General features: G+C 71.8%; 22 protein-coding genes. 21 read left to right on the top strand and 1 reads right to left on the bottom strand.

Annotated features, from left to right (window positions below; genetic code table 11):
* Window positions 1–230: 230 nt before the first annotated feature.
* A complete protein-coding gene (locus HOQ23_RS05090) occupies window positions 231–1,460 on the bottom strand; it encodes a DUF349 domain-containing protein (RefSeq protein WP_172212480.1) in 1,230 nt (409 codons plus the stop codon).
* Between the two features lie 130 nt (window positions 1,461–1,590).
* Between HOQ23_RS05090 and HOQ23_RS05095 the strand changes: the two genes are divergently transcribed.
* The 21 genes from HOQ23_RS05095 (at window position 1,591) to HOQ23_RS05195 (ending at window position 25,001) form a co-directional block, all read left to right on the top strand.
* On the top strand, window positions 1,591–2,304 hold the full coding sequence (locus HOQ23_RS05095; RefSeq protein WP_172212482.1) for an MBL fold metallo-hydrolase: 714 nt from the start codon (window positions 1,591–1,593) through the stop codon (window positions 2,302–2,304).
* A gap of 5 nt (window positions 2,305–2,309) precedes the next feature.
* Window positions 2,310–3,590, top strand: a complete 1,281-nt coding sequence (gene hisS, locus HOQ23_RS05100; RefSeq protein ID WP_172212484.1) for a histidine--tRNA ligase — start codon at window positions 2,310–2,312, stop codon at window positions 3,588–3,590.
* Window positions 3,587–5,380 (top strand): aspartate--tRNA ligase, encoded by a 1,794-nt coding sequence (aspS, locus tag HOQ23_RS05105; protein ID WP_172212486.1) that lies wholly within the window; start codon window positions 3,587–3,589, stop codon window positions 5,378–5,380. Before hisS ends, aspS begins: the two co-directional genes overlap by 4 nt.
* Window positions 5,381–5,528: 148 nt before the next feature.
* Complete coding sequence (locus HOQ23_RS05110; protein ID WP_172212488.1) at window positions 5,529–6,557, top strand: ABC transporter permease; 1,029 nt, start codon at window positions 5,529–5,531, stop codon at window positions 6,555–6,557.
* Window positions 6,558–6,622: 65 nt separating this feature from the next.
* A complete protein-coding gene (locus tag HOQ23_RS05115; RefSeq protein WP_172212490.1) occupies window positions 6,623–8,395 on the top strand; it encodes an ABC transporter substrate-binding protein in 1,773 nt (590 codons plus the stop codon).
* A gap of 235 nt (window positions 8,396–8,630) precedes the next feature.
* Window positions 8,631–9,638, top strand: a complete 1,008-nt coding sequence (locus HOQ23_RS05120; protein ID WP_172212492.1) for an ABC transporter permease — start codon at window positions 8,631–8,633, stop codon at window positions 9,636–9,638.
* Between the two features lie 47 nt (window positions 9,639–9,685).
* The gene (locus tag HOQ23_RS05125; RefSeq protein ID WP_172212494.1) at window positions 9,686–10,744 is read left to right on the top strand and encodes an ABC transporter ATP-binding protein; all 1,059 of its coding nucleotides are present in this window, start codon (window positions 9,686–9,688) and stop codon (window positions 10,742–10,744) included.
* A complete protein-coding gene (locus tag HOQ23_RS05130) occupies window positions 10,744–12,003 on the top strand; it encodes an ABC transporter ATP-binding protein (RefSeq protein ID WP_172212496.1) in 1,260 nt (419 codons plus the stop codon). The genes HOQ23_RS05125 and HOQ23_RS05130 overlap by 1 nt, the downstream gene beginning before the upstream one ends.
* A 59-nt stretch (window positions 12,004–12,062) precedes the next feature.
* Window positions 12,063–13,445 carry a replication-associated recombination protein A gene (locus HOQ23_RS05135; RefSeq protein WP_172212498.1) on the top strand — a complete coding sequence of 461 codons (1,383 nt, stop codon included), beginning with the start codon at window positions 12,063–12,065 and terminating at the stop codon, window positions 13,443–13,445.
* A 35-nt stretch (window positions 13,446–13,480) separates the two neighbouring features.
* Window positions 13,481–14,026 carry a hypothetical protein gene (locus tag HOQ23_RS05140; RefSeq protein WP_172212500.1) on the top strand — a complete coding sequence of 182 codons (546 nt, stop codon included), beginning with the start codon at window positions 13,481–13,483 and terminating at the stop codon, window positions 14,024–14,026.
* Window positions 14,023–14,340 (top strand): DUF6167 family protein, encoded by a 318-nt coding sequence (locus tag HOQ23_RS05145; RefSeq protein WP_172212502.1) that lies wholly within the window; start codon window positions 14,023–14,025, stop codon window positions 14,338–14,340. Before HOQ23_RS05140 ends, HOQ23_RS05145 begins: the two co-directional genes overlap by 4 nt.
* Window positions 14,340–17,018 carry an alanine--tRNA ligase gene (alaS, locus tag HOQ23_RS05150; protein ID WP_172212504.1) on the top strand — a complete coding sequence of 893 codons (2,679 nt, stop codon included), beginning with the start codon at window positions 14,340–14,342 and terminating at the stop codon, window positions 17,016–17,018. The genes HOQ23_RS05145 and alaS overlap by 1 nt, the downstream gene beginning before the upstream one ends.
* A gap of 3 nt (window positions 17,019–17,021) precedes the next feature.
* Window positions 17,022–17,492 (top strand): Holliday junction resolvase RuvX, encoded by a 471-nt coding sequence (gene ruvX / locus HOQ23_RS05155; RefSeq protein ID WP_172212506.1) that lies wholly within the window; start codon window positions 17,022–17,024, stop codon window positions 17,490–17,492.
* The gene (mltG, locus tag HOQ23_RS05160) at window positions 17,489–18,712 is read left to right on the top strand and encodes an endolytic transglycosylase MltG (protein ID WP_172212508.1); all 1,224 of its coding nucleotides are present in this window, start codon (window positions 17,489–17,491) and stop codon (window positions 18,710–18,712) included. The genes ruvX and mltG overlap by 4 nt, the downstream gene beginning before the upstream one ends.
* Before the next feature lie 13 nt (window positions 18,713–18,725).
* Window positions 18,726–19,550, top strand: coding sequence for a shikimate dehydrogenase (locus tag HOQ23_RS05165; RefSeq protein WP_172212510.1), 825 nt, complete (start codon window positions 18,726–18,728; stop codon window positions 19,548–19,550).
* Window positions 19,551–19,556: 6 nt separating this feature from the next.
* Entirely contained in the window at window positions 19,557–20,327 is a 771-nt protein-coding gene (locus HOQ23_RS05170; RefSeq protein WP_172212512.1) for a prepilin peptidase, read from the top strand.
* A gap of 40 nt (window positions 20,328–20,367) precedes the next feature.
* Window positions 20,368–21,546 carry a chorismate synthase gene (aroC, locus tag HOQ23_RS05175; protein ID WP_172212514.1) on the top strand — a complete coding sequence of 393 codons (1,179 nt, stop codon included), beginning with the start codon at window positions 20,368–20,370 and terminating at the stop codon, window positions 21,544–21,546.
* A gap of 10 nt (window positions 21,547–21,556) precedes the next feature.
* Window positions 21,557–22,057 (top strand): shikimate kinase, encoded by a 501-nt coding sequence (locus HOQ23_RS05180; RefSeq protein WP_172212516.1) that lies wholly within the window; start codon window positions 21,557–21,559, stop codon window positions 22,055–22,057.
* Window positions 22,054–23,163, top strand: a complete 1,110-nt coding sequence (aroB, locus tag HOQ23_RS05185; RefSeq protein ID WP_172212518.1) for a 3-dehydroquinate synthase — start codon at window positions 22,054–22,056, stop codon at window positions 23,161–23,163. Before HOQ23_RS05180 ends, aroB begins: the two co-directional genes overlap by 4 nt.
* Complete coding sequence (locus HOQ23_RS05190; protein WP_172213142.1) at window positions 23,163–23,597, top strand: type II 3-dehydroquinate dehydratase; 435 nt, start codon at window positions 23,163–23,165, stop codon at window positions 23,595–23,597. The genes aroB and HOQ23_RS05190 overlap by 1 nt, the downstream gene beginning before the upstream one ends.
* 96 nt (window positions 23,598–23,693) lie before the next feature.
* Window positions 23,694–25,001 carry an HNH endonuclease signature motif containing protein gene (locus tag HOQ23_RS05195; protein WP_172212520.1) on the top strand — a complete coding sequence of 436 codons (1,308 nt, stop codon included), beginning with the start codon at window positions 23,694–23,696 and terminating at the stop codon, window positions 24,999–25,001.
* Window positions 25,002–25,197: the final 196 nt, after the last annotated feature.

Consider the following 25,197-nt stretch of genomic DNA (forward strand, 5'->3'; position numbering starts at 1 on the left):
GGTCGCCGCGAGCCTCAACGCACGACCACGTCCTACCCTCGACATGCGGACCCCAGCCCAAGCGCTGGACCAGCTGCTGGCCAACCGGCCAGCAGCCTGACCGTTGCTAACACCGGTTGACCTCGCCCTCGACTCGAGTGGTCAGAACTCTCGACTCGACCGTCAGAACCCTCGACTCAACGAAAGAACCCCCGACCCTCAGGGTCGGGGGTTCTTCGTCGAACGCGGGGTCAGCCGGAGTAGTCGGCGCTGGCGCGCCGGGCCATCTCCAGGAAGGACTGGCGCGAGACGAGGTTCTCCTCGAGCTCGCGGACCTTCTTCTCCTGCCCGGCGCTGCGGGCCTTGTCCAGCTCGGCCTCGACCTGGGCGATGGCGGCCTCGAGCTTGGCGACGAGGTCCTCGGCACGCGCGGACTTCTCCGGGTCGGAGCGACGCCACTGCTCGTCCTCGACCGCGCGCAGCGCCTGCTCGACCTTGCGGAAGCGACCCTCGAGGTCCTTCATCCGGTCGCGCGGCACCTTGCCGGCGGCGTCCCAGCGGTCGGCGAGGTCGCGGAAGGCACGCTTCGCGGCGTCCAGGTCCTCGATCGGCAGCAGCGCCTCGGCCTCGACCAGGATCTCCTCCTTGACCACGGCGTTGGCGGCGAACTCCTCGTCGAGCGCGGCGTTCGCGGCGTCCCGGGCCCCGAAGAAGTGGTCCTGCGCGGCACGGAACCGCTTCCACAGGGCGTCGTCGACGTCCTTCGGGGCGGGACCGGCGGCCTTCCAGTCGCGCATCAGGTCGCGGTAGCGGCCGGCGGTGAGACCCCAGTCGGTGGAGTCCTGCACCGCCTCGGCCTCCACGACGAGGCGCTCCTTGATGGCGCGTGCGCTCTCGCGCTTCTCGTTCTGCTCCGCGAAGTGCGCCTTGCGCCGGCGGGTGTACGCCGTGCGCGCGGTGGAGAACCGGCGCCACAGGGCGTCGTCGGAGCTGCGGTCGATGCGCGGCAGCGCCTTCCACTCGGCGAGCAGGTCGCGCAGCCGGTTCGCGCCGTTGCGCCAGTCGGTGCCCTCGGCGAGGCGCTCGGCCTCGGCGACGACGTTCTCCTTGGCCGCCCGGGTCTCGGCGGTGCGCTGGGCCTTCTCCTTGCGGCGGGCCTCGCGCTGAGCGGCGATGACCGGTCGGAGCGCGTCGAGACGCGCACCGAGGGCGGCGAGGTCGCCGACCGCGTTGGCGTCGCTGACCTGCGCTCGCACGGTCTTCACCGACTCGACGGCCTCCTCGGGGGACAGCACGCCGGACTGCACGCGCTTCTCCAGGAGCTCGACCTCGAAGGCGAGCGCTGCGTAGCGCTCGGTGAAGAACGCCAGGGCCTCCTCCGGGGTGCCCTCGGGGTACTGACCGACCGATCGCTCGCCGTCGGCGGTCCTGACGTAGACGGTGCCGTCGTCGTCGACCCGGCCCCACTCATGGCTCGTCACTGGTGTTCCTCTTCGCTGGTGTCGGACACGCAGGCGCCATGCTAGTCGTCACAGCCGTCCGGCGGGGGCCCTCGGTCCGCGGCGTGCAGCCGATGAGGCGCAGATGGGCCCGCCTCGATAGTGTGGCGGAGTGTTGATCGCCGGCTTCCCCGCGGGTCCGTGGGGCACGAACTGCTATGTCGCCGCCACCGGTCCCGGCACCGAGTGCGTGGTCATCGACCCGGGCAAGGACGCCGCCGCCGGCGTGGCGGAGGTGGTCCGCGAGCATCGGCTCAAGCCGGTCGCCGTGCTCGTCACCCACGGCCACGTCGACCACATGTGGTGCGTCGCGCCGGTCGCCGGCACCTACGACGCGACCGCGTGGATCCACCCGGCCGACCGGCACCTGCTGACCGACCCGATGGCCGGCATGTCGCGCGAGACCACCCAGATGCTGCTGGGCGCGAAGCACGAGTGGGCCGAGCCCGACGACGTACGCGAGCTCGGCGACGGCCAGGAGCTCGAGCTCGCCGGCCTGCGCTTCGTCGTCGACCACACCCCGGGGCACACCCAGGGCTCGGTCACCTTCCGTACGCCGTACGACGCGCAGCCGGAGATCTCCGAGGTGATGTTCTCGGGGGACCTGCTCTTCGCGGGCTCCATCGGTCGCACCGACCTGCCCGGCGGCGACCACCCCACCATCCTGCGCAGCCTCGCCGACAAGGTGCTGACCCTGCCCGACGACATCGTCGTGCTGCCCGGTCACGGCGAGCAGACGTCCATCGGTCGTGAGCGCGCGACCAACCCCTACCTGCGCGACCTCCTCGAGAGTGGCGACGCGGGCCGAGTCACCCGAGGTCTGTGAAGAAGATGTCCGACACCCTCGCGGCGCCCAAGGGCGTCCCGGAGTACCTCCCACCCGAGTCGGGCGCCTGGCTGGCCGTCCGCGAGGCGCTCGCGCGCCCCGCGGTGCTGGCCGGCTACGGCTACATCGAGCTCCCGATCTTCGAGGACACCGCGCTGTACGTGCGCGGGGTGGGGGAGTCCACCGACGTGGTCTCCAAGGAGATGTACACCTTCACCGACCGCGGCGACCGCTCCCTGACCCTGCGCCCCGAGGGCACCGCCGGCGTGATGCGCAGCGTGATCGAGCACCGCCTCGACCGCGGCCAGCTGCCGGTGAAGCTCTGGTACACCGGCCCGTTCTTCCGCGCCGAGCGCCCCCAGCACGGTCGCTACCGCCAGCTCCAGCAGTTCGGCGTCGAGGCGATCGGCTCCGACGACCCAGCGCTGGACGCCGAGGTGGTCACGATCGCCGACCAGGGCTACCGCTCCCTCGGGCTCACCGGCTACCGCCTCGAGCTCACCTCGCTGGGCTGCCGCGAGTGCCGCCCGCCGTACCGCGAGGCGCTGGTCGCCTTCCTCGACGGCCTCGACCTCGACGAGGCGACCCGCGAGCGCGCCCGCATCAACCCGCTGCGCGTCCTGGACGACAAGCGGCCCGAGGTGATCGCCCAGCTCGCGGACGCCCCGCTGATGCTGGACCACCTCTGCGAGGCCTGTGCCGAGCACTTCGCCGCCGTGCGCCGCCTGCTCGACGAGCACGGCACCGCCTATGTCGTGAACCCGCGGATGGTGCGCGGGCTCGACTACTACACCCGCACCACCTTCGAGTTCGTCCACGACGGCCTCGGCGCCCAGTCGGGCATCGGCGGTGGCGGGCGCTACGACGGCCTGATGGCCGACCTCGGCGGCCAGGAGCTGTCCGGCATCGGCTTCGGCCTCGGCCTGGACCGCACCTTCCTGGCCTGCCAGGCCGAGGGCGTCCAGGTCGGCCCCGCCTCCGCCCTCGACGTGTACGTCGTACCGCTCGGCGCCGCGGGGCGCACCGCCGCCCCCGCGCTGGTCGCCCAACTGCGCGCCGCGGGCCTGCGCACCGACCAGGTGTTCGGCGAGCGCGGCCTCAAGGGCGCGATGAAGTCCGCCGACCGCTCCGGCGCCCCCGCCGTGGTGGTCCTCGGCGAGCGCGACCTCGACGCCGGCGTCGCGCAGGTCAAGACCATGGCGAGCGGGGAGCAGGTCGCCGTACCGCTCGCCGAGCTCGTCACCCACCTCACCCAGCAGCACCAGACCAAGGAGTCCCTCTCGTGATCCGCACCCATGACGCCGGCGCCCTGCGCGCCGAGCACGTCGGCCAGACCGTCACCCTCGCCGGGTGGGTGGCGCGCCGGCGCGATCACGGCGGCGTGGCGTTCCTCGACCTGCGCGAGGCCAGTGGCGTCGTCCAGGTCGTCGTCCGCGACGAGGAGATCGCCCACAGCCTGCGCAACGAGTACTGCCTCAAGATCACCGGTGAGGTCACCGCCCGCCTGGCCGGCAACGAGAACCCCAACCTGGCCACCGGCGAGATCGAGGTCGTCGCCACCGACGTGGAGGTGCTCAGCACCGCCGCGCCCCTGCCGTTCCCGATCGACGACGCCGCGACGTCGAAGGGCGGCGAGGTGGGGGAGGAGACCCGCCTGAAGTACCGCTACCTCGACCTGCGCCGCAGCGAGCCCAACCGGATCCTGCGCCTGCGCAGCAAGATCAACAAGGCCGCGCGCGACGTGCTCGACCGCCACGAGTTCGTCGAGATCGAGACGCCGACCCTCACGCGCTCCACCCCCGAGGGCGCGCGCGACTTCCTGGTGCCGGCCCGCCTGCACCCGGGCAGCTGGTACGCCCTGCCGCAGAGCCCCCAGCTGTTCAAGCAGCTGCTGATGGTCGGCGGCATGGAGCGCTACTACCAGATCGCGCGCTGCTACCGAGACGAGGACTTCCGCGCCGACCGCCAGCCGGAGTTCACCCAGCTCGACATCGAGATGAGCTTCGTGGACCAGGACGACGTGATCGCGCTGATGGAGGAGGTCCTGGCCGCCATCTGGGCGCTCGAGGGCCACGAGATCCCTCGTCCGATCCCGCGGATCACCTACGCCGACGCGATGGCGCGCTTCGGCTCCGACAAGCCCGACCTGCGGATGGGCCAGGAGCTCGTCGACTGCACCGAGTACTTCGCCGAGACGACCTTCCGGGTCTTCCAGGCGCCGTACGTCGGCGCGGTCGTCATGCCCGGCGGCGCCAGCCAGCCGCGTCGCCAGTTCGACGCCTGGCAGGAGTGGGCCAAGCAGCGCGGCGCCAAGGGCCTGGCCTACGTCACGATCTCCGCCGAGGGCGAGCTCGGCGGCCCGGTCGCCAAGAACCTCTCCGAGACCGAGAAGGCCGGCCTCGCCGCGCACACCGGCGCCCAGCCCGGCGACTGCATCTTCTTCGCCGCCGGCACGCCGAAGAGCAGCCGCGCGCTGCTCGGTGCCGCGCGCCTGGAGATCGGCCAGCGCTGCGGGCTGATCGACGAGGACGCCTTCGCCTTCACCTGGGTCGTCGACGCGCCGCTCTTCGAGCCGGCCGACGACGCGGTCGCCAGCGGCGACGTCGCCGTGGGCGCCGGTGCCTGGACGGCGGTGCACCACGCGTTCACCAGCCCGAAGCCGGAGTTCCTCGACACCTTCGAGTCCGACCCGGGCTCGGCGCTGGCCTACGCCTACGACATCGTCTGCAACGGCTCCGAGCTGGGCGGCGGGTCGATCCGTATCCACCGTGAGGACGTGCAGAAGCGCGTCTTCGAGGTCATGGGCATCGGCCCGGACGAGGCCCAGGAGAAGTTCGGCTTCCTGCTCGACGCCTTCAAGTTCGGCGCGCCCCCGCACGGCGGCATCGCGGTCGGCATGGACCGGATCGTCGCGATCCTGTCCGGCGCGGACTCGATCCGCGACGTGATCGCCTTCCCGAAGTCCGGTGCCGGCTTCGACCCCCTCACCGCAGCACCGGCCCCGATCACCGCGCAGCAGCGCAAGGAGGCCGGGGTGGACGCCCCGCCGGCGAAGGACGTCCCGGCAGAAGGCTGATCCACAGGACAGCAGCCCGGTGGTCGAGACCAGATCGTTACTCACGGGTGACCGCCGTGGCAGAGCAAGTCACATAGAGTCACGGGCGGCGCGTCGACAGGCGCGTCGCCCGTGTTGATTTCATTTCCAGTACCCAGATTGGAAGAGAATGTCGCTGCCTCCGGTTTCCACCGAGACGCTGGGTCACCTCAGCGACGAGCCGGTGGACGGTGGGCCCGCGGGCGGCGGTAAGGGCAAGGGCTCGATCGTCGGCAAGTCGCCGATCCAGATCGCCCTCAGCCGGCTGCTGCACGACAAGGTCGCCGTCCTGTGCCTGATCGTGGTCGTGCTCTTCGCGCTGATCGCGGTCTTCGCCGACGCCCTGATGAAGCTCTTCGGCGTCACGACCGACACGGTCCGCCCGATCGGCCTGATCGACCAGCTCGGCGGCGGCCTGCCGCTGATCGGCCCGCCGAACAACGGCTTCGACCCCGAGCACCCCTTCGGCATCGCGCCGGGCACCGCCTCGGACAACCTGGCCTACTGGCTCGCGGGCGCCCAGACCTCGATGATGATCGCGGCGCTGGCCACCCTGGTCGCCTCGGTCGTCGGCGTCACCCTCGGCCTGCTGGCCGGGTACGCCGGCGGCATGGTCGACCGGATCATCTCCTTCTTCATCGACTTCTTCCTGACCGTCCCGTTCCTGCTCGCGGCGCTGACCATCGCCCCGATCATCAGCGAGCGGTTCGGCGCGGAGCCGAACTACCCGACGATCCAGCGCTGGACGCTGATCACGGTGCTCGCGATGTTCGGCTGGATGTCGATCGCGCGCCTGATCCGCGGCGAGGTGCTGTCGCTGCGCGAGCGCGACTTCATCCAGGCCGCCCGGGTGCTCGGCATGCCGACGCGCCGGATCCTGGTCCGCGAGCTGCTCCCCAACCTGGTCGCGCCGATCGTCGTGTCGGTCTCGCTGATGCTGCCGACGTTCGTCGCCGCGGAGGCCGGTCTGTCGTTCCTCGGCCTGGGCGTCACCGACGGCAAGTCGTGGGGGCAGATCATCTCCAACGCCACCGACTACTTCCAGACCTACCCCCTCTACCTCTACGAGCCGCTGCTGGGCATCGTCCTGCTCGTCGTCGCGCTGAACCTGCTCGGCGATGCGATCCGCGACGCGCTCGATCCCAAGACCCGGCGCTGACCGGGCTCCGCTACGTCGTCGACCGTGAACCGCGGTGACGCGATCAAGGAAGAAAGGCTGATTCAATGAGGCGAAGCAAGCCCCTTGCGCTGCTCGTCGGGGCCTCGATGCTCACCCTCGCTGCCTGTGGTGGCGGCGACGGTGGGGACAACAACGGTGGTGCCGCCAACGACGACCGCGAGTACGCGGCCGCGGACGAGATCGTCAAGAACCCGGACCGTGCCGAGGGCCCGGCGTACGAGATCGAGGACGCCACCGAGGGCGGGGACATCACCGTCTACCTCCCTGGCGACCCCGGTCCGAGCACGCTCGAGCCGGCCGAGGGCTGGTCGGTGACCGGCAACTCGATCCAGCAGGCGCTGACCAACCGGTCCCTGACGCAGTACGCGCGGAACCCGGAGACCGGTGGGATGGAGCTCATCCCCGACCTCGCCACCGACCTCGGTACGCCGAACGAGGACTTCACCGAGTGGACCTTCACCCTGCGTGAGGGCGTGAAGTGGGAGAACGGCAAGGACATCACCCCCGAGGAGCTTGCCTTCGGCATCTCCCGGACGCTCGACGCCGAGGCGTTCCCGAGCGGCCCCGGCACCGAGTACTCCCGCCACTACTTCCTCGACGGCACGACCTACGAGGGGCCCTACACCTCCGGTCAGCCCTACAAGGGCGTCGAGGTCAACGGCCGCGACGTGACCATCAAGATGGCCGAGCCGTTCCCGGACATGGACTGGTGGGGCGCCTTCATGGCGATCGGTCCCGCCCCGCTCGGTGAGGCTGCCGCGCCGCCGAAGTACGGCCGCGACCCGCTCGCGACCGGTCCCTACAAGATCGAGTCCTTCACCCCGACCGACGAGCTGGTCCTGGTGAAGAACGAGCAGTGGGACCCCGCGACCGACCCGGGCCGCCACCAGTACCCGGACAGCTACACCTTCAAGTTCAACGCTGACCCGGCGCAGACCGACCAGATCCTGCTGAGCGGCAACACCGCCTCGGAGACCGTCATCTCGACGGACCTGGACTCGGTGAACTACCAGAAGGCCGCCAGCGAGCTCGGTGACCGCATGGTCCAGCAGTCCTCGCAGTGCACGAGCTTCCAGTACCCGGTCTACGACAAGACCACGAAGGGCGTGCGCCAGGCGATGGCGCTGGCCATCGACTACGAAGCCAGCTGGCTCGCCGGTGGCCAGGTGCCCGGCGTGACCCGCGTGCCCGCGAACTCGATCATGCCCCCCGGCATGGCCGGCAAGCCCGACTACAACCCGCTGGGCGAGCCCACCGAGTTCAACCCGGAGAAGGCCAAGGAGCTCCTCGCCGAAGAGGGCTACGACGAGTCGAACCCGTTCAAGATCGTGATGATCTACTACGAACCCGACCCGCTGGCGGTCAAGACCAACGACCAGCTGGTTCGCGGTTTCGAGGAGGCCGGCTTCGACGTCCAGGCCATCCCGGTGCAGGTCGACCCGTACGACATCTGGCTCGACCCGAACAACGCCACCAACAAGAAGCTCACCCTGCGTGGCGTCAACTGGTGCTCCGACTGGCCGTCTGGCCTGACCATGCTCCCGTCGCTGCTGCGTACCGGTGCGGTCTACAACACCGGTGGCTACTCGAACCCGGCCATCGACAAGAAGATGGACGAGATCTCGCTGCTTCCGGCTGAGGAGCAGGCCGACGCCTGGGGTGCCCTCGACGAGGAGATCCAGACCACGGACTTCCCGATCATCCCCACGGCGTACCGCAACGACCTGTTCACCCACGGAACCCGGATCGGGAACTTCTTCGGTGACGGTGCCATCGGTGCCCCGAACTACAAGGACCTGTACGTCATCTCCAAGTGAGGCCCTGCCTCATGAGGTGTTGAGTACAGCAGCGTCACCTCGCGTGACGTCCTGAGCTCCATCGGGAAATCCCGAGCAGCATTGCAAGACCCCGTCGGGTGGGGGACTCTGGCCGCAGGGCCGGGGCCCCCACCCGACACCCGTGCCCGACCCATATCCGTCGTGCTCCTCCGGGAGGCCCGAGACCCGGACCTCCGCGTGCGACGAACCACCAGAATCAGGAGATGTTGCTGCGATGTTCGCCTATGTGGTGAAGCGTCTGATCGCAGGGTTCTTCGTCGTCATCCTCGTCTCGATGTCGATCTTCGCCCTGTTCTGGTACGGACCCCAGGAACCCGCACGACCGCTGTGCAACCTCGAGACCAGCCAGCGCTGCACGCCCGAGCGGCTGGAGGTCTACACCGAGTCGATGGGCTACAACAACCCCATCCACTCCGAGTACCTCAAGTTCATGAAGGGGATCGTGGCGGGTCGTGACATCACGATCGCCGGGCGCACCCAGGAGTGCCCCGCCCCCTGTTTCGGCTTCTCCTACGCCACCGACCGACCGGTCTGGGGCGAGCTGAAGGACCGGCTGCCCGCGACCATCTCGGTCGCCTTCGGCGGCGCCGCCCTCTACGTCATCCTCGGTGTGCCCATCGGCATCGCCGCCGCGCGACGGCGAGGCACCCTCACCGACAAGGCGCTCGTCTCGACCTTCCTGGTGCTCAGCTCGGTCCCGTACTACCTGTTCGCGCTGATGCTGTGGCTCTACGTCACGATCGTCTGGCAGGTTCCGGGGTTGAGCGACACTGGTTATGTGCCACTCTCCGAGAACCCGGCCAAGTGGGCGGCGGGCCTGTTGCTCCCGTGGCTGGCGCTGGGCATCTTCGGATCGACCCAGTACACCCGTTTCGCACGCGGCTCGATGATCGAGGCGCTCAGCGAGGACTACATCCGCACCGCGCGGGCGAAGGGCCTGCCGACCCGCACCGTGGTCTACCGCCACGGCCTGCGCGCCGCGATGGTGCCGATCGTGACCATCTTCGGCATCGACCTCGGCACCCTGCTCGTCGGCACGATCTTCACCGAGCGGATCTTCGACATCCAGGGCATCGGGCTGTGGGCGCTGCTCGCCGTCGGTGACAAGGACCTGCCGGTGGTCCAGGCGACCGCGCTGTTCGGCGCGGTGGTGATGATCGTGTGCAACCTGCTCGTCGACCTCGTCTACAGCGCCCTCGACCCGCGGGTGAGGCTGTCGTGAGCCACATCCCCACCCCCGGCCAGTCCACCCCCCAGACGGAGTCCCGCGTGAGCACGTCCGATCCGTTCCTCGTCGTCGACGACCTGACGGTGAAGTTCCCGACCGAGGAAGGACAGATCACCGCGGTCAGCGGGCTGAGCTACAGCGTCGCGCGCGGTCAGACCCTCGGCATCGTCGGCGAGTCCGGCTCCGGCAAGTCCGTGTCCAGCCTCGCCGTGCTGGGCCTGCACGACCCGAAGCGCTCGCAGATCACCGGGTCGATCAAGATCGGCGACCAGGAGATCGTCGGCGCGTCCGAGTCGACCATGCGCGCGCTGCGCGGCAACAAGGTCTCGATGATCTTCCAGGACGCGCTCGCCGCGCTGCATCCCTTCTACAAGGTCGGCGGCCAGCTGGCGGAGGCGTACCGCGCCCACCACCACTCGGCGTCCAAGCGCGACGCGCGCCGCAAGGCGATCGAGATGCTGGACCGGGTCGGCATCCCGCAGCCCGACAAGCGGGTCGACGACTATCCGCACCAGTTCTCCGGCGGCATGCGCCAGCGCGCCATGATCGCGATGGGCCTGATCAACGACCCCTCGCTGCTGATCGCCGACGAGCCCACCACCGCGCTCGACGTGACGGTGCAGGCCCAGATCCTGGACCTGCTGCAGGACCTGCAGGCGGAGTTCGACTCCGCGGTCATCATCATCACCCACGACCTCGGCGTGATCGCCGAGATGGCCGACGAGGTGCTGGTGATGTATGCCGGCCGCGCCGTGGAGCACGGCACGACCAAGCAGCTGCTGACCCACCCGGAGATGCCGTACACGTGGGGGCTGCTCTCCAGCGTCCCGGACGTCACGGCCGACACCGACGCGCGGCTGATCCCGATCCCGGGCAACCCGCCGAGCCTGGTGAACCCGCCGAGCGGCTGTGCGTTCCACCCGCGGTGCACCCACCGCGACAAGGTGCCGGGTGACCTGTGCCGCACCGAGATGCCTGCCCTGCTGCCCGCGACCATCGGCCAAGGCCACCTCAAGCGCTGTCACCTGGCCGACCCCGTAGCGATCTACCAGCAGGAGGTCCTGCCGGAGATCGCCCCTGAACTGGTCGAGGAGAACTGATGTCCGACGACAAGACCCCCGAGGTCTCCGACCCGATCCTCGAGGCCCAGCGCCCGCAGGCGGAGACCTTCGCCGAGGCGGTGGCCCACGGCCACACCGCCACCCGCCTGGACACCTCCAAGCGTCCCGTGCTCGAGGTCGACAACCTGCGCATGTGGTTCCCGGTGAAGGCCTCCGGGCTGGTGCGCCGCACGGTCGGCCACGTGCAGGCCGTCGACGGCATCTCCTTCCAGGTCCCCGAGGGCGGCGCCCTCGGCCTGGTGGGGGAGTCCGGCTGCGGCAAGTCCACGACCGGTCGCCTGATCACCCGGCTCTACAAGCCGACCGGTGGTGCGATCAACTTCGAGGGCCGGGACATCGCCCAGCTCTCGAACCGCTCGCTGAAGCCGCTGCGCCGCAACGTGCAGATGATCTTCCAGGACCCCTACACCTCGTTGAACCCGCGCCACACGGTCGGCGCGATCGTGGGTGCGCCGCTCGCGGTGCACAACATCGTGCCGAAGAACCAGATCAAGGACCGGGTCAAGGAGCTCCTCGAGGTCGTCGGCCTGAACCCCGAGCACTACAACCGCTACCCGAACGAGTTCTCCGGCGGCCAGCGCCAGCGCATCGGCATCGCCCGCGCGCTGACGCTGAACCCGAAGGTGCTCGTCGCGGACGAGCCGGTCTCGGCCCTCGACGTGTCGATCCAGGCCCAGGTGGTGAACCTGCTGCAGGACCTGCAGCGCGAGTTCAACATCGCGTTCCTGTTCATCGCCCACGACCTCGCCGTGGTCCGGCACTTCTGCCCCGAGGTCGCGGTGATGTACCTCGGCAAGATCGTCGAGATCGCCGACCGCGAGACGCTGTACTCGCGTCCGCACCACCCGTACACGCAGGCGCTGCTCTCGGCGGTGCCGGACGTGAAGCAGGCGGCCATCGGCGGTCGCCGCGAGCGGATCCGTCTCGAGGGCGACGTGCCCTCGCCGATCAACCCGCCCTCGGGCTGCCGCTTCCGCACCCGCTGCCACCTGGCGCAGGAGATCTGCGCCAAGGTCGAGCCGCCGCTGCTGCAGATCGGCCCGCGCCACAAGGTCGCCTGCCACTTCCCGGCCCCGCTGGGCCAGGCGCCGGCGACCCCCTCGACCGCCGGCCTGCTCGGCGTGGACGACCGCGGCAACCCCCAGCCCGGCGCCGGCCCGGCCGCCGACCTGGGCGAGGGCCCCGGCTTCAACGACCGCTGGTTCGACGTCGAGCGCCGCTCGATGGTGGGCGCCTGATCCACCGCGTCGCGGGGGCGTACGACGTACGCCCCCGCCGCGGTGCGTAGGCTCGTTGCGTGGACGGTCTCTTCGACGTGCCCCGCTCCGGCGGGGCCAGTGGCGGGGGATCGCTGACGGCGAACACCCACGCCTCGGCGCCGCTCGCGGTGCGGATGCGGCCCCGCACCCTGGACGAGCTCGTCGGCCAGGAGCAGCTGCGTGCCCCCGGGGCGCCGCTGCGCCAGCTGATCGAGAACGAGCAGTCGATGTCGCTGCTGCTGTGGGGTCCTCCCGGCACCGGCAAGACCACGATCGCCTCGATCGTCAGCCAGCAGACCGACCGCCGCTTCGTGGAGGTCTCCGCGGTCTCCGCGGGCGTCAAGGAGGTCCGGGCGGCGATCGACTCCGCCCGCGCCGAGCTGGTCGCGACCGGGCGCGAGACGGTGCTCTTCGTCGACGAGGTGCACCGCTTCAGCAAGGCCCAGCAGGACGCGCTGCTCCCCGGCGTGGAGAACCGCTGGGTGACGCTGGTGGCCGCCACGACGGAGAACCCGTTCTTCTCGGTGATCTCCCCGCTGCTCTCGCGCAGCCTGCTGCTGCGCCTGGAGTCGCTCACCGACGACGACGTGCGCGCCGTGATGCGCCAGGCCCTCGTCGACGAGCGCGGCCTGGCGGGCCGCTTTGTCGTGGAGGACGACGCGCTGGAGCACCTGGTGCGTCTCGCCGGCGGCGACGCGCGCCGTTCGCTGACCTACCTGGAGGCCGCGACGGGCGCGGCGGTCTCGACGAGCTCGACCAGCCCCGGCGACGAGCCGATCGTGGTGGACCTGGCGACCGCGGAGCTGGCGGTCGACCAGGCGGCGGTGCGCTACGACCGTCAGGGCGACCAGCACTACGACGTGACCAGCGCGTTCATCAAGTCGGTGCGCGGCTCCGACGCGGACGCCGCCCTGCACTACCTGGCGCGGATGATCGTCGCCGGCGAGGACCCCCGGTTCATCGCCCGCCGGCTGCTGATCCTGGCCTCCGAGGACATCGGGCTGGCCGACCCGCAGGCGTTGCAGACCGCGGTGGCGGCGGCCCAGACCGTGCAGCTCATCGGCATGCCCGAGGCACAGCTGACCCTGGCCCACGCGACCATCGCGCTCGCGGTCGCGCCGAAGTCCAACGCGGTGACCACGGCGATCTTCTCCGCCATCGGGGACGTCAAGGCCGGCAAGGTCGGACCGGTCCCACCGCACCTGCGCGACGCGCACTACGGCGGCGCCAAGGACCTCGGCCACGGCAAGGGCTACAAGTACAGCCACGACGAGCCGTTCGGCATCGCCGAGCAGCAGTACGCCCCGGACGTCGTCGCTGACGCGGCGTACTACCGCCCGACCTCGCTCGGTGCCGAGGGCCCGATCAAGGAGCGCTGGGAGCGGGTGCGCCGGATGATCCGCGGCAGGCACCGTGGCTGAGGGACGCGGCACGTTGCGCGATAGGGTCAACGCTTGTGACTGAGCAGTGGAACGTGCCGGCCTGGGCCGTCGTGGCGCTCGTCGCCGTGCTCGTCGCGCTGGTCCTCGCCCTGGTCCTCACCATCGTGCGCGGACGCCGCCGCACGGTCGCCGGGCTGGACGCCGCGCGCGCCGAGACCGAGGCGCTGCGCGCCCAGGTGGAGGCGCTCGCCCGCGCCGCCGCACCGCAGCAGGTCACCCGCGAGGACCGGGAGTTCGTGATCACCGGGCTGGGCCACGAGGCCGAGGCCGGCGAGGAGCCGGACACCCGCGCCGTGGAGCGCGCCGACGCGGTGCCGACGGTGCCCGCGCGGCTCTTCGCCGACATGGTGCTGCGCGAGAGCGTCGTGCGCGGCGCCACGCTGGCCGCCGGCGTACGCCGTGCGCTGGCACCGGAGACCCGCAACCGGATCCGCTTCGAGTACAAGCGCGAGGTCAAGCGCTCGCGCAAGCACCGCCGCGCGGAGACCCGTGAGGCGATCGCCTTCTACCGCGCCCACCAGCGTGCCGCGCTGGACGACACCACGGAGGTCGCGTCGTGAGCCGCGGGCTGTGGTTCGTCGCCGGCGCCGGTGCCGGTCTGTATGCCGCCGTGCGCGGGCGCCGCGCCGCGGAGGCGCTGAGCGCCGACGGGATGCGGGACCGGGTCAACGGCCTGGTCGCCGGGGCCCGGTTGCTGCGCCAGGAGGTCGCTCAGGGCGCCGCCGAGGCCGAGCCCGTCGTCCGTGAGCGGCTCGGCCTGGTGACCGGGCCCCCGGCGCTCGCCCCACCCCGCACCGGCGGCACACCGGCCGCACCCACGCTTCCCACCGATTCCCGACCCGAGACTGCACGGCTAGAGAGAGGCACCACCTGATGGAGACCGCGGAGATCCGACGGCGGTTCGTCGCCCACTTCGAGCGGCACGCCCACACCGTGGTCCCGTCCGCCTCGCTGCTGCTGGACGACCCCAACCTGCTGTTCGTCAACGCCGGCATGGTGCCGTTCAAGCCGTACTTCCTGGGCCAGGAGACCGCGCCGTACGACCGCGCGGTGAGCGTGCAGAAGTGCGTGCGGACCCTCGACATCGAGGAGGTCGGCAAGACCACCCGGCACGGCACGTTCTTCCAGATGTGCGGCAACTTCTCCTTCGGCGACTACTTCAAGGAGGGCGCCATCCGCTTCGCCTGGGAGCTGATCACCGGCTCCGTCGAGGACGGCGGACTGGGCTTCGACCCGGAGAAGATCTGGGTGACGGTGCTGCCCAGCGACACCGAGGCCAAGCAGCTGTGGCGCGAGGTCGCCGGCCTGCCCGAGGAGCGGATCCAGGAGCGCGGGCTCAAGGACAACTACTGGAACATGGGCGTGCCCGGACCGGGTGGCCCCTGCTCGGAGATCTACGTCGACCGCGGCCCGGAGTACGGCCCCGACGGCGGCCCGAACGCCGACGAGGACCGGTTCCTGGAGATCTGGAACCTGGTCTTCATGCAGGAGTCGCTGAGCGCCGTGCGCGCCAAGGACGACTTCGACGTCGAGGGCCCGCTGCCCGCGCAGAACATCGACACCGGCATGGGCCTGGAGCGCGTCGCCTACCTGCTCCAGGGCAAGCAGAACATGTACGAGATCGACGAGGTCTTCCCCGTCATCGAGCGCGCCAGCGAGCTGACCGGGCGCGCGTACGGCGCGAACGAGCAGGACGACGTCCGCTTCCGCGTGGTCGCCGACCACGTGCGCAGCGCCCTGATGCTGATCGGCGACGGCGTCACCCCCGGCAACGAGGGCCGTGGCTACGTGCTGCGCCGTCTGCTGCGCCGTGCCGTGCGCTCGATGCGCCTGCTCGGTTTCGAGGACCGCGCGCTGCCGGAGCTGCTCCCGGTGTCGATGAGCAGGATGAAGGTGTCCTACCCCGAGCTGGAGAGCGGCTTCGAGCGCATCTCCCGGGTGGCGTACGCCGAGGAGGACGCGTTCCGCAAGACCCTCGCGGCCGGCACCCAGATCTTCGACCAGGCCGCGCAGGAGGTCCGCAGCAGCGGGTCGACGACGCTGGCCGGCGCGAAGGCGTTCGCCCTGCACGACACCTATGGCTTCCCGATCGACCTGACCCTGGAGATGGCCTCCGAGGCCGGGCTGAGCGTCGACGAGCAGGGCTTCCGCTCGCTGATGGCCGAGCAGCGTGAGCGGGCCAAGGCCGACGCGCGCGCCAAGAAGGGCCAGCACGCCGACACCGGCGTCTACCGCGGCATCCTCGACGCCAACGGCCCCACCGAGTGGCTCGCCTACGAGACCCTCGAGACCGAGTCCCGCGCGCTCGCGGTCCTGCGCGGCGGCGAGCGGGCCTCCTCGCTGAGCGAGGGCGAGGTCGGCGAGCTGGTCCTGGACCGCACGCCGTTCTACGCCGAGTCCGGTGGTCAGGCCGCCGACGCCGGCGTCATCGAGTTCGACGGTGGCAAGCTGGAGGTGCTCGACGTGCAGCGCCCGGTGCGCGGCCTGGTCGTGCACCAGGTGCGCGTGCTGGAGGGCGAGCTCGACCCCGACCGCCCCCTGCACGCCAAGGTCGACGCCGAGTGGCGCACCGGCGCCCGCCAGGCGCACTCGGGCACCCACGTGGTGCACGCCGCGCTGCGCCAGGTGCTCGGCCCCAGTGCCCTGCAGTCCGGCTCCTACAACCGTCCCGGCTACCTGCGCCTCGACTTCGGCTGGACCCAGGGGCTGACCCCGGGCCAGGTGCGCGACATCGAGCAGGTCTCCAACGAGGCGCTGCGCGCGGACCTCCCGGTCGGCTGGCAGTACATGACGCTCGCCGAGGCCAAGGAGTGGGGCGCGATCGCCCTGTTCGGCGAGACCTACGACGACACCAAGGTGCGCGTCGTCGAGATCGGCGGCCCCTGGTCGCGCGAGCTCTGCGGCGGCACGCACGTGGACCACTCCTCGCAGATCGGCACCCTCGTGGTGACCGGCGAGTCCTCGGTCGGGTCGGGCAACCGGCGCATCGAGGCGTTCACCGGCCTGGAGGGCTTCGCCTACCTCGCCCGCGAGCGCGACGTGGTCGGCCAGCTCACCGGCCTGCTGAAGGCCCAGCCCGACGACCTCGTCGGCCGCGTCTCGGAGCTGGTGGACCGGCTCAAGGCCGCGGAGAAGGAGGTCGAGAAGGCCCGCCTGGCCCAGATCCTGGCCGCCGCGGGCGAGCTCGCCGCCGGCGCGCAGGACGTCGCCGGCGTGGCGCTCGTCGCCCACCGCGTCGACGGTGCCGGGGGCGGCGACGTCCGCACCCTGGCCATGGACATCCGCAGCCGCCTCGGGGCCGGTCGCCCGGCCGTGGTCGTGGTGATGGGCATCGCGGACGGCAAGGTCTCCGTGGTCGCGACCACCAACGAGGCCGCCCGCGAGCGTGGCCTGAGCGCCAACGCGCTGGTCCGCGCGGTCGGCCCGCTGGTCGGCGGCAAGGGCGGCGGCAAGGACGACGTCGCCCAGGGCGGCGGCACCGACACCAGCCGGGTCGACGAGGCCCTCGGGGTGGTCGGCGCGGAGGTTGCGCGGACGGTGAGCGGGGCCTGAGGCGTGCGGCACGGCGTACGCCTCGGCATCGACCCCGGTGACGCGCGCATCGGGGTCGCCCGCAGCGACCCGTCGGGCTTCCTGGCGACCCCCGTCGAGACGGTACGGCGCGGCAAGGGCGACCTCGCCCGGATCCGCCGGCTGCTCGCGGAGATCGCGGAGGAATCCGAGGTCGTGGAGGTGGTCGTCGGGCTGCCCCGCTCGCTCGGCGGCGGGGAGGGCCCCGCGGCGGTGAAGACCCGCGAGTTCGCCCGCGCGCTCGCGGCCCGGATCGCGCCGACACCGGTGCGACTCGTCGACGAGCGGCTGACCACGGTGTCCGCGGAGGCTATGCTGCGCGACCGAGGGCGAAGCGGGAGCAAGCGCCGTGCGGTGGTCGACCAGGCCGCCGCGGTCCTGATCTTGCAACATGCACTGGACACCGAGCGCGCGACGGGGACCGCGCCCGGCGAGATCGTCGAGGAGACGACATGACCGACCCGTACGACTCGCGAGACGCTGCGCCCGAGGACAGGCAGGGCCTGGGCTCCCTCGAGGCGGCGCTCGACGAGCCCCACGAGACCCCCGTGGTCCCCGGCACCTCCGCCTCGCAGCCCGGCGGTCGCCGGCGCCGCGAGCGCAGCCGCCTGCCCGGCTGCCTGGCCGCCCTCGTGGCGCTGGTCGTCGTGGTCGGCGGGCTCTACTGGGGCGTCTCGACCGGTGTCTCCAAGATCCAGGACATGTTCGGCGACCCGGAGGACTACCCGGGTCCCGGCAGCGGCCAGGTGCTCTTCGAGGTCTCCCCGGGCGACACGCTGTCGCAGATGGGGCGCAACCTGAAGGACGCCGACGTGGTCGCCTCCGTCGACGCCTTCACGGCCGCGGCCAGCGCGAACCCCGACTCCACCGGCATCCAGGTCGGCTACTTCGAGCTGAAGGAGCAGATGCGCGCCAGCGACGTCGTCGACGTGCTGGTCGACCCCTCCAACATCGTCTCGGCGACCGTCACGATCCCCGAGGGCCTGCGCGTCGTCGACATCGTGGAGATCCTCGCCGACAAGACCGACTTCTCCGCCGCCGCCTTCGAGAAGGTCCTCGACCAGCCCGGCAAGATCGGCCTACCCGACTACGCCGACGGCAACCCGGAGGGCTACCTGTTCCCGGCGACCTACGCGTTCGGCCCCAAGGACAAGCCGCTCGACATGGTCCGCGCGATGGTGCGCCGCTGGGAGCAGGCCGCCGAGGACGCCGGGCTCGTCGAGGCCGCCGACCGGCTCGGCTACACCCCGCACGAGCTGATGACCATCGCCTCCCTGGTGGAGGCCGAGGGCCGCGGTGACGACATGCCCAAGATCGCGCGGGTCATCTACAACCGTCTCGAGACCGAGGGCTACCCGACCAACGGCAAGCTCGAGATCGACGCCACGGTCAACTACGCGCTGGGGCGCAACCTCGGCGTCGCGATCTCCTCCGAGGACCTCGCGGTCGACTCGCCGTACAACACCCGGCGCTACCCTGGGCTGCCCCCGGGCCCGATCGAGGCACCCGGTGACGACGCGATCGCCGCCGCGGCGGCACCGGCCGAGGGTCCGTGGTTCTTCTACGTCACCGTCGACCTGCGCACCGGCGAGACCAAGTTCACCGAGGACTACGACGAGTTCCTGACCTTCAAGAACGAGTTCCTGGAGTACTGCAAGACCTCCGACGCATGCTGACGGGCGAGCGGTGATGGGTGCCTCGAGGCGGTGCGCGGTGCTCGGCGATCCCGTCGCGCACTCGCTGTCGCCGACGCTGCACCGGGCGGGGTACGCCGCCGTGGGCCTGGACTGGTCCTACGACGCGGTCCGGGTGCCGGCCGGCGGGCTCGCGGGCTTCCTCGCCGGGCTCGACGAGACCTGGCGCGGGCTGTCGCTGACGATGCCGCTCAAGCGGGAGGTCCTGGCGCTGGCCGACGAGGTCACCGACCGGGCGCTGCTCGCGGGCGCGGGCAACACCTGGGTGCGCGGGGAGCGGACGCTGGTGGACAACACCGACCTGCCCGGCGCGGTCGCCGCGGTGCGCGAGCGCTACGACGGCCCGGTCACGGCCGCCACGGTGCTCGGCGCGGGCGCGACCGCCGCCTCGACCGGGCTGGCGCTGTGTGAGCTCGGCGCGTCCCGGATCACCCTGCTGGCCCGTTCGCCCGAGCGCGCCGCGGAGACCGCGGACGCGGTCCGGCGCCACCCCTCGGCGCCCGAGGTCGTGGTCGGCTCGCTCGCCGACGACGTCGCGACCGGCGAGGTGCTGGTCTCGACGGTGCCGGCCGAGGCGCAGACCCCCGACCTGCTGGCCCGCTGCACCGCGCCGGACGCCGTCTTCGAGGCGCTCTACGAGCCCTGGCCGACCCCGCTCGCCGCGGCCGCGCGCGACAGCGGGCGCGCCCTGGTCGGCGGCCTGGACCTGCTGGTGCACCAGGCGGTCCTGCAGTTCGAGATGTTCACCGGCGTGCCGGCCCCGCTGGCGCAGATGCGCGCCGCGGGGGAGCAGGCGCTGGCCGCGCGCGCCGGGGCGTGAGCGCGGATGACGGGGCTGGAGCTGGTGGCGACGCTCGTCGGCGCCGTCCTCGCCGGCCTCGGCGGGCTGCTCGTGCCGCGGCTGATCGCGTGGGTCCCCGAGCCCGCTCCTGACCCGGACCTCGACGCCGACCTCGACGCCGGCCCCGGCCCGGGGCCCGGTGGGGAGCAGGCGGAGCCGCCGAAGGAGACCTACGCCGCCATCGCGGCGACCCCGGGCCTCGCCGTCCGCGCCGCGGTGGTGTCGGCGCTCGCCGGCGCGCTGATCGGCGCCTCCGTGGGCTGGGAGCCCGCGCTCGTCGGGTTGGCGGCGATGGTGTCGGTGTGCGTGGCGTTGGCGGTGATCGACTGGCGCACCCGGCTGCTGCCGCGCCTGCTCGTGCTGCCCGCGACCGCGGTGCTGCTGGTGCTGGTGGCGCTGGACGCGCTGGTGCTGGGCGAGCCCTCCGACCTGGTCCGTCCGGTCGCGGGGATGCTCGTCGCCCGCACGTTCTTCTGGCTGCTGTGGCGCCTGCACTCGGCCGGGATGGGCTTCGGCGACGTGCGCCTGGCCGCGCTGCTCGGGCTCGGCCTGGGCTGGCTGGGCTGGGCCGAGCTCGTCGTGGGGATGTACGCCGGGTTCGTGCTGTTCGCCGTGCCGGGGCTGGTGCTGGCCCTGGTGCGCCGTGACCGGGAGGTGCTGCGCCGCGCCTCGCCGTACGGCCCGTTCCTGGTGGCGGGTGCGCTCGCCGGTGTGCTCGTGGGTCCGCTGCTGCTGCCGGGTCTCGCCAGCGGGTGAGGGTGCTCGGGCCGTGAGCGGGGCATGAAAGACTGCGCCCATGCTGCGTTGGCTCACCGCGGGCGAGTCCCACGGCCCCTCCCTGGTCGCTGTCCTCGAAGGCCTCCCGGCCCATGTCGAGATCACCAGCGAGGACGTGCGCGACTCCCTTGCCCGGCGTCGTCTCGGCTACGGCCGCGGCGCCCGGATGAAGTTCGAACAGGACGAGGTCACCTTCATCGGCGGCGTGCGTCACGGCCGGACCCAGGGCGGTCCGGTCGCGATCAACGTCGGCAACACCGAGTGGCCCAAGTGGGAGACGGTGATGTCGGCCGACCCGGTCGACCCGGCCCTGCTGGAGGGCTCGGCGCGCAACGCGCCGCTGACCCGGCCGCGGCCCGGCCACGCCGACCTGGCCGGCATGCAGAAGTACGACTTCGACGACGCCCGCCCGGTGCTCGAGCGTGCCTCGGCGCGCGAGACCGCCGCGCGCGTGGCGCTCGGCAGGGTCGCCACCAACTTCCTGGAGCAGGCCCTCGGGGTCCGCGTGGTCTCCCACGTCATCGAGCTCGGCGGCGTGCGCGCCCCGGCCGGCGTGCTGCCCGAGCCCGGTGACGTCGAGCGCCTCGACGCCGACCCGGTGCGCTGCCTGGACCCCGAGACCAGCGCGGCGATGGTCGCGCGCATCGACCAGGCCCACAAGGACGGCGACACCCTCGGCGGCGTCGTCGAGGTGGTCGTCCACGACCTCCCGCCGGGCCTCGGCTCGCACGTGCACTGGGACCGCCGCCTCGACTCGCGCCTCGCCGGCGCGCTGATGGGCATCCAGGCGATCAAGGGCGTCGAGGTCGGTGACGGCTTCGAGCTGGCCGCGACCCCGGGCTCCCTCGCTCACGACGAGATCGTCGCGACCGACGAGGGCCTGCGCCGCGTCAGCGGTCGCTCCGGCGGCATCGAGGGCGGCATGACCACCGGCGAGGTGATGCGAGTCCGGGCGGCGATGAAGCCGATCGCGACCGTCCCGCGCGCGCTGCGCACCGTCGACGTCGCCACCGGCGAGGGCACCGTCGCCCACCACCAGCGCTCCGACGTCTGCGCGGTCCCGGCCGCCGGCATCGTCGCGGAGGCGATGGTCGCGCTGGTGCTGGCCGACGCCGTCCTGGAGAAGTTCGGCGGCGACTCGGTGGGGGAGACCCGTCGCAACGCGCAGTCCTACCTCGACAACCTGCGCTACCGATGAGCCCCGCCCGATGAGCCCCCGCGTCGTCCTGGTCGGCCCGATGGGGGCCGGCAAGAGCACCGTGGCCGAGCTGCTCGCCCGCGAGTGGGGCGTGCCGGCGCGCGACACCGACGCCGACGTGGAGGCGGGCGAGGGGCGCTCGGTGAGCGACATCTTCGTCGACTCCGGCGAGGCGCACTTCCGCGCGCTGGAGCGCGAGGCCGTCGCCACCGCGCTGCGCTCCCACGACGGCGTGCTGTCGCTCGGTGGTGGCGCGGTCCTGGACCCCGCGACACGTGAGCTGCTCGCCGGGCACCGCGTCGTCTTCCTGCGCGTCGGGCTCGCCGACGCGGTCAAGCGCGTCGGGCTCGGGACCGGGCGCCCGCTGCTGCTCGGCAACGTGCGGGCTCGCGTCAAGGCGCTGCTCGACGAGCGCACGCCGATCTACGAATCGGTCGCCACCATCACCGTCGACACCGACGGCCGCACTCCCGAGGACGTCGCGGCCGAGATCCGAGAGGCCCTCGCATGAGCACCCCCGCACCCGACACCGTCCTGCACGTCGGCGGCGCCTCGCCGTACGACGTGGTGGTCGGCCACGACCTGGCCGGCCGGCTGCCCGCGATCCTGGGCGAGGGCGTCCAGCGGGTCGCGCTGCTCTACGCCGGCCAGCTCGGCCACCTCGCCGAGCCCATCGCCGACGCGCTCGTGGAGCACTACGACGTCCTCGCCCTCGGACTGCCCGACGGCGAGGACGCCAAGAGCGCCGCGGTGGCCAACGACTGCTGGGAGGCGTTGGGGGAGAAGGGCTTCACCCGCTCCGACGTGGTCGTCACCGTCGGCGGCGGCGCGACCACCGACCTCGGCGGCTTCGTCGCGGCCTGCTGGCTGCGCGGCGTGCGCGTCGTGCACGTGCCCACCACGCTGCTCGGCATGGTCGACGCCGCGGTGGGCGGCAAGACCGGCGTCAACACCGGCGCCGGCAAGAACCTCGTCGGCGCGTTCCACGAGCCTGCGGGCGTGCTGTGCGACCTCTCCACCCTGCGGAGCCTGCCGCGCGAGGAGCTCGTCGCCGGGCTGGGCGAGGTCGTCAAGTGCGGCTTCATCGCCGACCCGGTGATCCTCGACCTGGTCGAGGCCACCGACCCGGACGAGCTGACCGCCGACTCGCCGGTGCTGCGCGAGCTCGTCGAGCGTGCGATCCGGGTCAAGATCGACGTCGTCGTCGAGGACCTCAAGGAGACCGGCGGCCGCGACGGCCACCCGGGCCGCGAGGCGCTCAACTACGGCCACACCCTGGCGCACGCGATCGAGCGCGCCGAGGACTACCGCATCCGCCACGGCGAGGCCGTCGCGATCGGCTGCGTCTACGTCGCCGAGCTGGCCCGTGCCACCGGCCGCATCGACGACGCCCTGGCCGACCGCCACGCGGCGGTCTTCGGGCGCGTCGGGCTGCCCACGACGTACGACGGCGCGTCGTTCGAGGACCTGCACGCCACCATGAAGGTCGACAAGAAGTCGCGCGGCTCCCAGCTGCGCTTCGTCGTCCTCGACGAGCTCGCCCGCCCGAGCATCCTGGCCGGGCCCTCGGAGGCCGACCTGCGCACGGCGTACGCCGCGATCGGCGGCCCGGCGTGATCCCGCGCCCCGTCCTGGTCCTCAACGGCCCGAACCTGGGCCGGCTCGGCCGGCGCCAGCCGGAGATCTACGGCACCACCACCCACGACGAGCTCGCCGAGCGCTGCGTGGCGTGGGGCGCCGAGCTCGGCCTCGCGGTCGAGGTGCACCAGACCAACCACGAGGGCGTCCTGCTCGACTGGCTCAACGCCGCCGCCGACGAGGTCACGCCGGTGGTGCTCAACGCGGCGGCCTGGACGCACTACTCCTGGGCGGTCTACGACGCCTGTGCCCAGCTCACCGCCCCGCTCGTCGAGGTGCACATCTCCGACCCCCGGACGCGGCCGGAGGAGTTCCGCCACCACTCCGTGGTCACCCCGCACGCCGTCGAGGTGATCGCCGGCCACGGCATCGAGGGGTACCGGATGGCGCTCGAGGTGCTGGCGCGGGGCTGAGGGCTCCGTCGGGGACGGTGCGGGGGAGCGATGATCGCTCTCCACAGTTTTACCTTCATCTCTTTCTGTCGAATGCACGTTCGAGTAGAATGAGGCATGGCCGACTCCGAGCTCCCCGACTGCGACACTCCAGCCGCCGTGCTGGCGTTCGCACAGTCCCGCCGGGCCGCAGCCCAGCGGGCGGAGATCGACGTCCTGGAGGCCGCGCTGGCGTGGGCGGCGATGCACCCCGAGGAGTCGGTTGCCGACGCGGCACCGAGGACCGGGTTGGTCTTCGGGGAGCTGGCGGTCCCGCTCGCGGGTGAGGGGGCGCCGCTGGTGGCGGAGTTCGCCCCGATGGAGTTCGGTGCCGCGATCGGCATGTCCACTGACGCGGCCCGTTCGCTGGTCGGTGATGCTCTGGAGCTGGCGCACCGGCTCAAGCGGACGTGGAAGCTGGTCCGTGCCGGGCAGGTGCCGCTGTGGAAGGCCCGGCGGCTCGCGCAGTTGACGACCACGCTGCCGCTGGACGGTGCGGAGTTCGTGGACCGCCAGCTCGCCGGCTTCGTGGGGAAGATCAGCTGGGCCGGGATCGAGCGGTTCGTCGATCAGGCCCGGGTGATGTTCGACCCCGAGGGTGCGGAGAAGCAGCGCCGCGAAGCGGCCGACGGTCGTCGCTTCGATGTGCGCACCGACGGGGCCACCCACGACGGCACCGTCCACGTCGAAGGCGTCCTGGACCTCGCCGACGCGATCGACCTCAACACTGCGATCTCCCAGGGCGCTGAAGAGCTGGCGGCGCTCGGGTCCACCGAGTCGTTCGATGTGCGCCGCTCGATGGCCGCCGGCGAGCTGGCCCGGCGCCAGCTCGCCTTCGACCTGCGCGCCGAGGTCGGCGAGGGCGCCGCCTCGGTGGTGAAGCCGCGGCAGGTTGTGATCCACGTGCACCTCTCCCGCGCAGCGATCTCCCGTGATGAGGCAGGTATCGCGCACGTGGAGGAGACTCGGTCGATCGTGTCGACCGGTCAGGTCCGCGACTGGTGCGCCAACCCCGAGACCCAGGTGACGATCAAGCCGGTGATCGACCTCGAGGCCCACCACCACGCCGACGCCTATGCGGTCCCGGACCGGTTGGCCGAGCAGACCCGTCTGGCCCAGCCGGTGTGCGCGTTCCCGTCGTGCGAACGACCCGCCCGCCGCTGCGACACCGACCATGTCACCGCCCACGGCGATGGCGGCCCGACGTGCAGCTGCAATCTGGCCCCGTTGTGCCGCCGACATCACCGGGCGAAGACCCACACCGCGTGGACCTACGACAAGACCGATGCGGCGACGTACCTCTGGCGGTCCCCGCACGGGCTCCATCTTGTGAAGGCCGGTGGCACCACCCGCCTGATCACCGGCGACCCGCCCGCCGACCCTTAGGTCGCGCGCTCGTCCGTTATCGCGTACCCCAGTTGGTCGAACCGCGCAGTTGGTCGAGCCTGCGGTTAGTCGATCTTGTCGAGACTGTGAGTCTTCCTTTGCAGCCCGCAGTGGTGGTGGGCTGTGGCTGGTGGTCGGGGACGTGACCCTTGTCGAGACTGGCCCCGCGTAGTCAGCGGGTGTCCTGCTGAGGACT

It is taken from the genome of Nocardioides sp. zg-DK7169, assembly GCF_013155365.1.
Taxonomy (GTDB): Bacteria; Actinomycetota; Actinomycetes; order Propionibacteriales; family Nocardioidaceae; genus Nocardioides.

Bases quoted from the DNA above. Each gene is read 5' to 3' on its own strand.
- hisS (WP_172212484.1), top strand. From the start codon at position 2,310: ATGTCCGACACCCTCGCGGCGCCCAAGGGCGTCCCGGAGTACCTCCCA.
- HOQ23_RS05110 (WP_172212488.1), top strand. From the start codon at position 5,529: ATGTCGCTGCCTCCGGTTTCCACCGAGACGCTGGGTCACCTCAGCGAC.
- HOQ23_RS05115 (WP_172212490.1), top strand. From the start codon at position 6,623: ATGAGGCGAAGCAAGCCCCTTGCGCTGCTCGTCGGGGCCTCGATGCTC.
- HOQ23_RS05120 (WP_172212492.1), top strand. From the start codon at position 8,631: ATGTTCGCCTATGTGGTGAAGCGTCTGATCGCAGGGTTCTTCGTCGTC.
- HOQ23_RS05130 (WP_172212496.1), top strand. From the start codon at position 10,744: ATGTCCGACGACAAGACCCCCGAGGTCTCCGACCCGATCCTCGAGGCC.
- alaS (WP_172212504.1), top strand. From the start codon at position 14,340: ATGGAGACCGCGGAGATCCGACGGCGGTTCGTCGCCCACTTCGAGCGG.
- mltG (WP_172212508.1), top strand. From the start codon at position 17,489: ATGACCGACCCGTACGACTCGCGAGACGCTGCGCCCGAGGACAGGCAG.
- HOQ23_RS05165 (WP_172212510.1), top strand. From the start codon at position 18,726: ATGGGTGCCTCGAGGCGGTGCGCGGTGCTCGGCGATCCCGTCGCGCAC.
- HOQ23_RS05170 (WP_172212512.1), top strand. From the start codon at position 19,557: ATGACGGGGCTGGAGCTGGTGGCGACGCTCGTCGGCGCCGTCCTCGCC.
- aroC (WP_172212514.1), top strand. From the start codon at position 20,368: ATGCTGCGTTGGCTCACCGCGGGCGAGTCCCACGGCCCCTCCCTGGTC.
- HOQ23_RS05180 (WP_172212516.1), top strand. From the start codon at position 21,557: ATGAGCCCCCGCGTCGTCCTGGTCGGCCCGATGGGGGCCGGCAAGAGC.
- aroB (WP_172212518.1), top strand. From the start codon at position 22,054: ATGAGCACCCCCGCACCCGACACCGTCCTGCACGTCGGCGGCGCCTCG.
- HOQ23_RS05195 (WP_172212520.1), top strand. From the start codon at position 23,694: ATGGCCGACTCCGAGCTCCCCGACTGCGACACTCCAGCCGCCGTGCTG.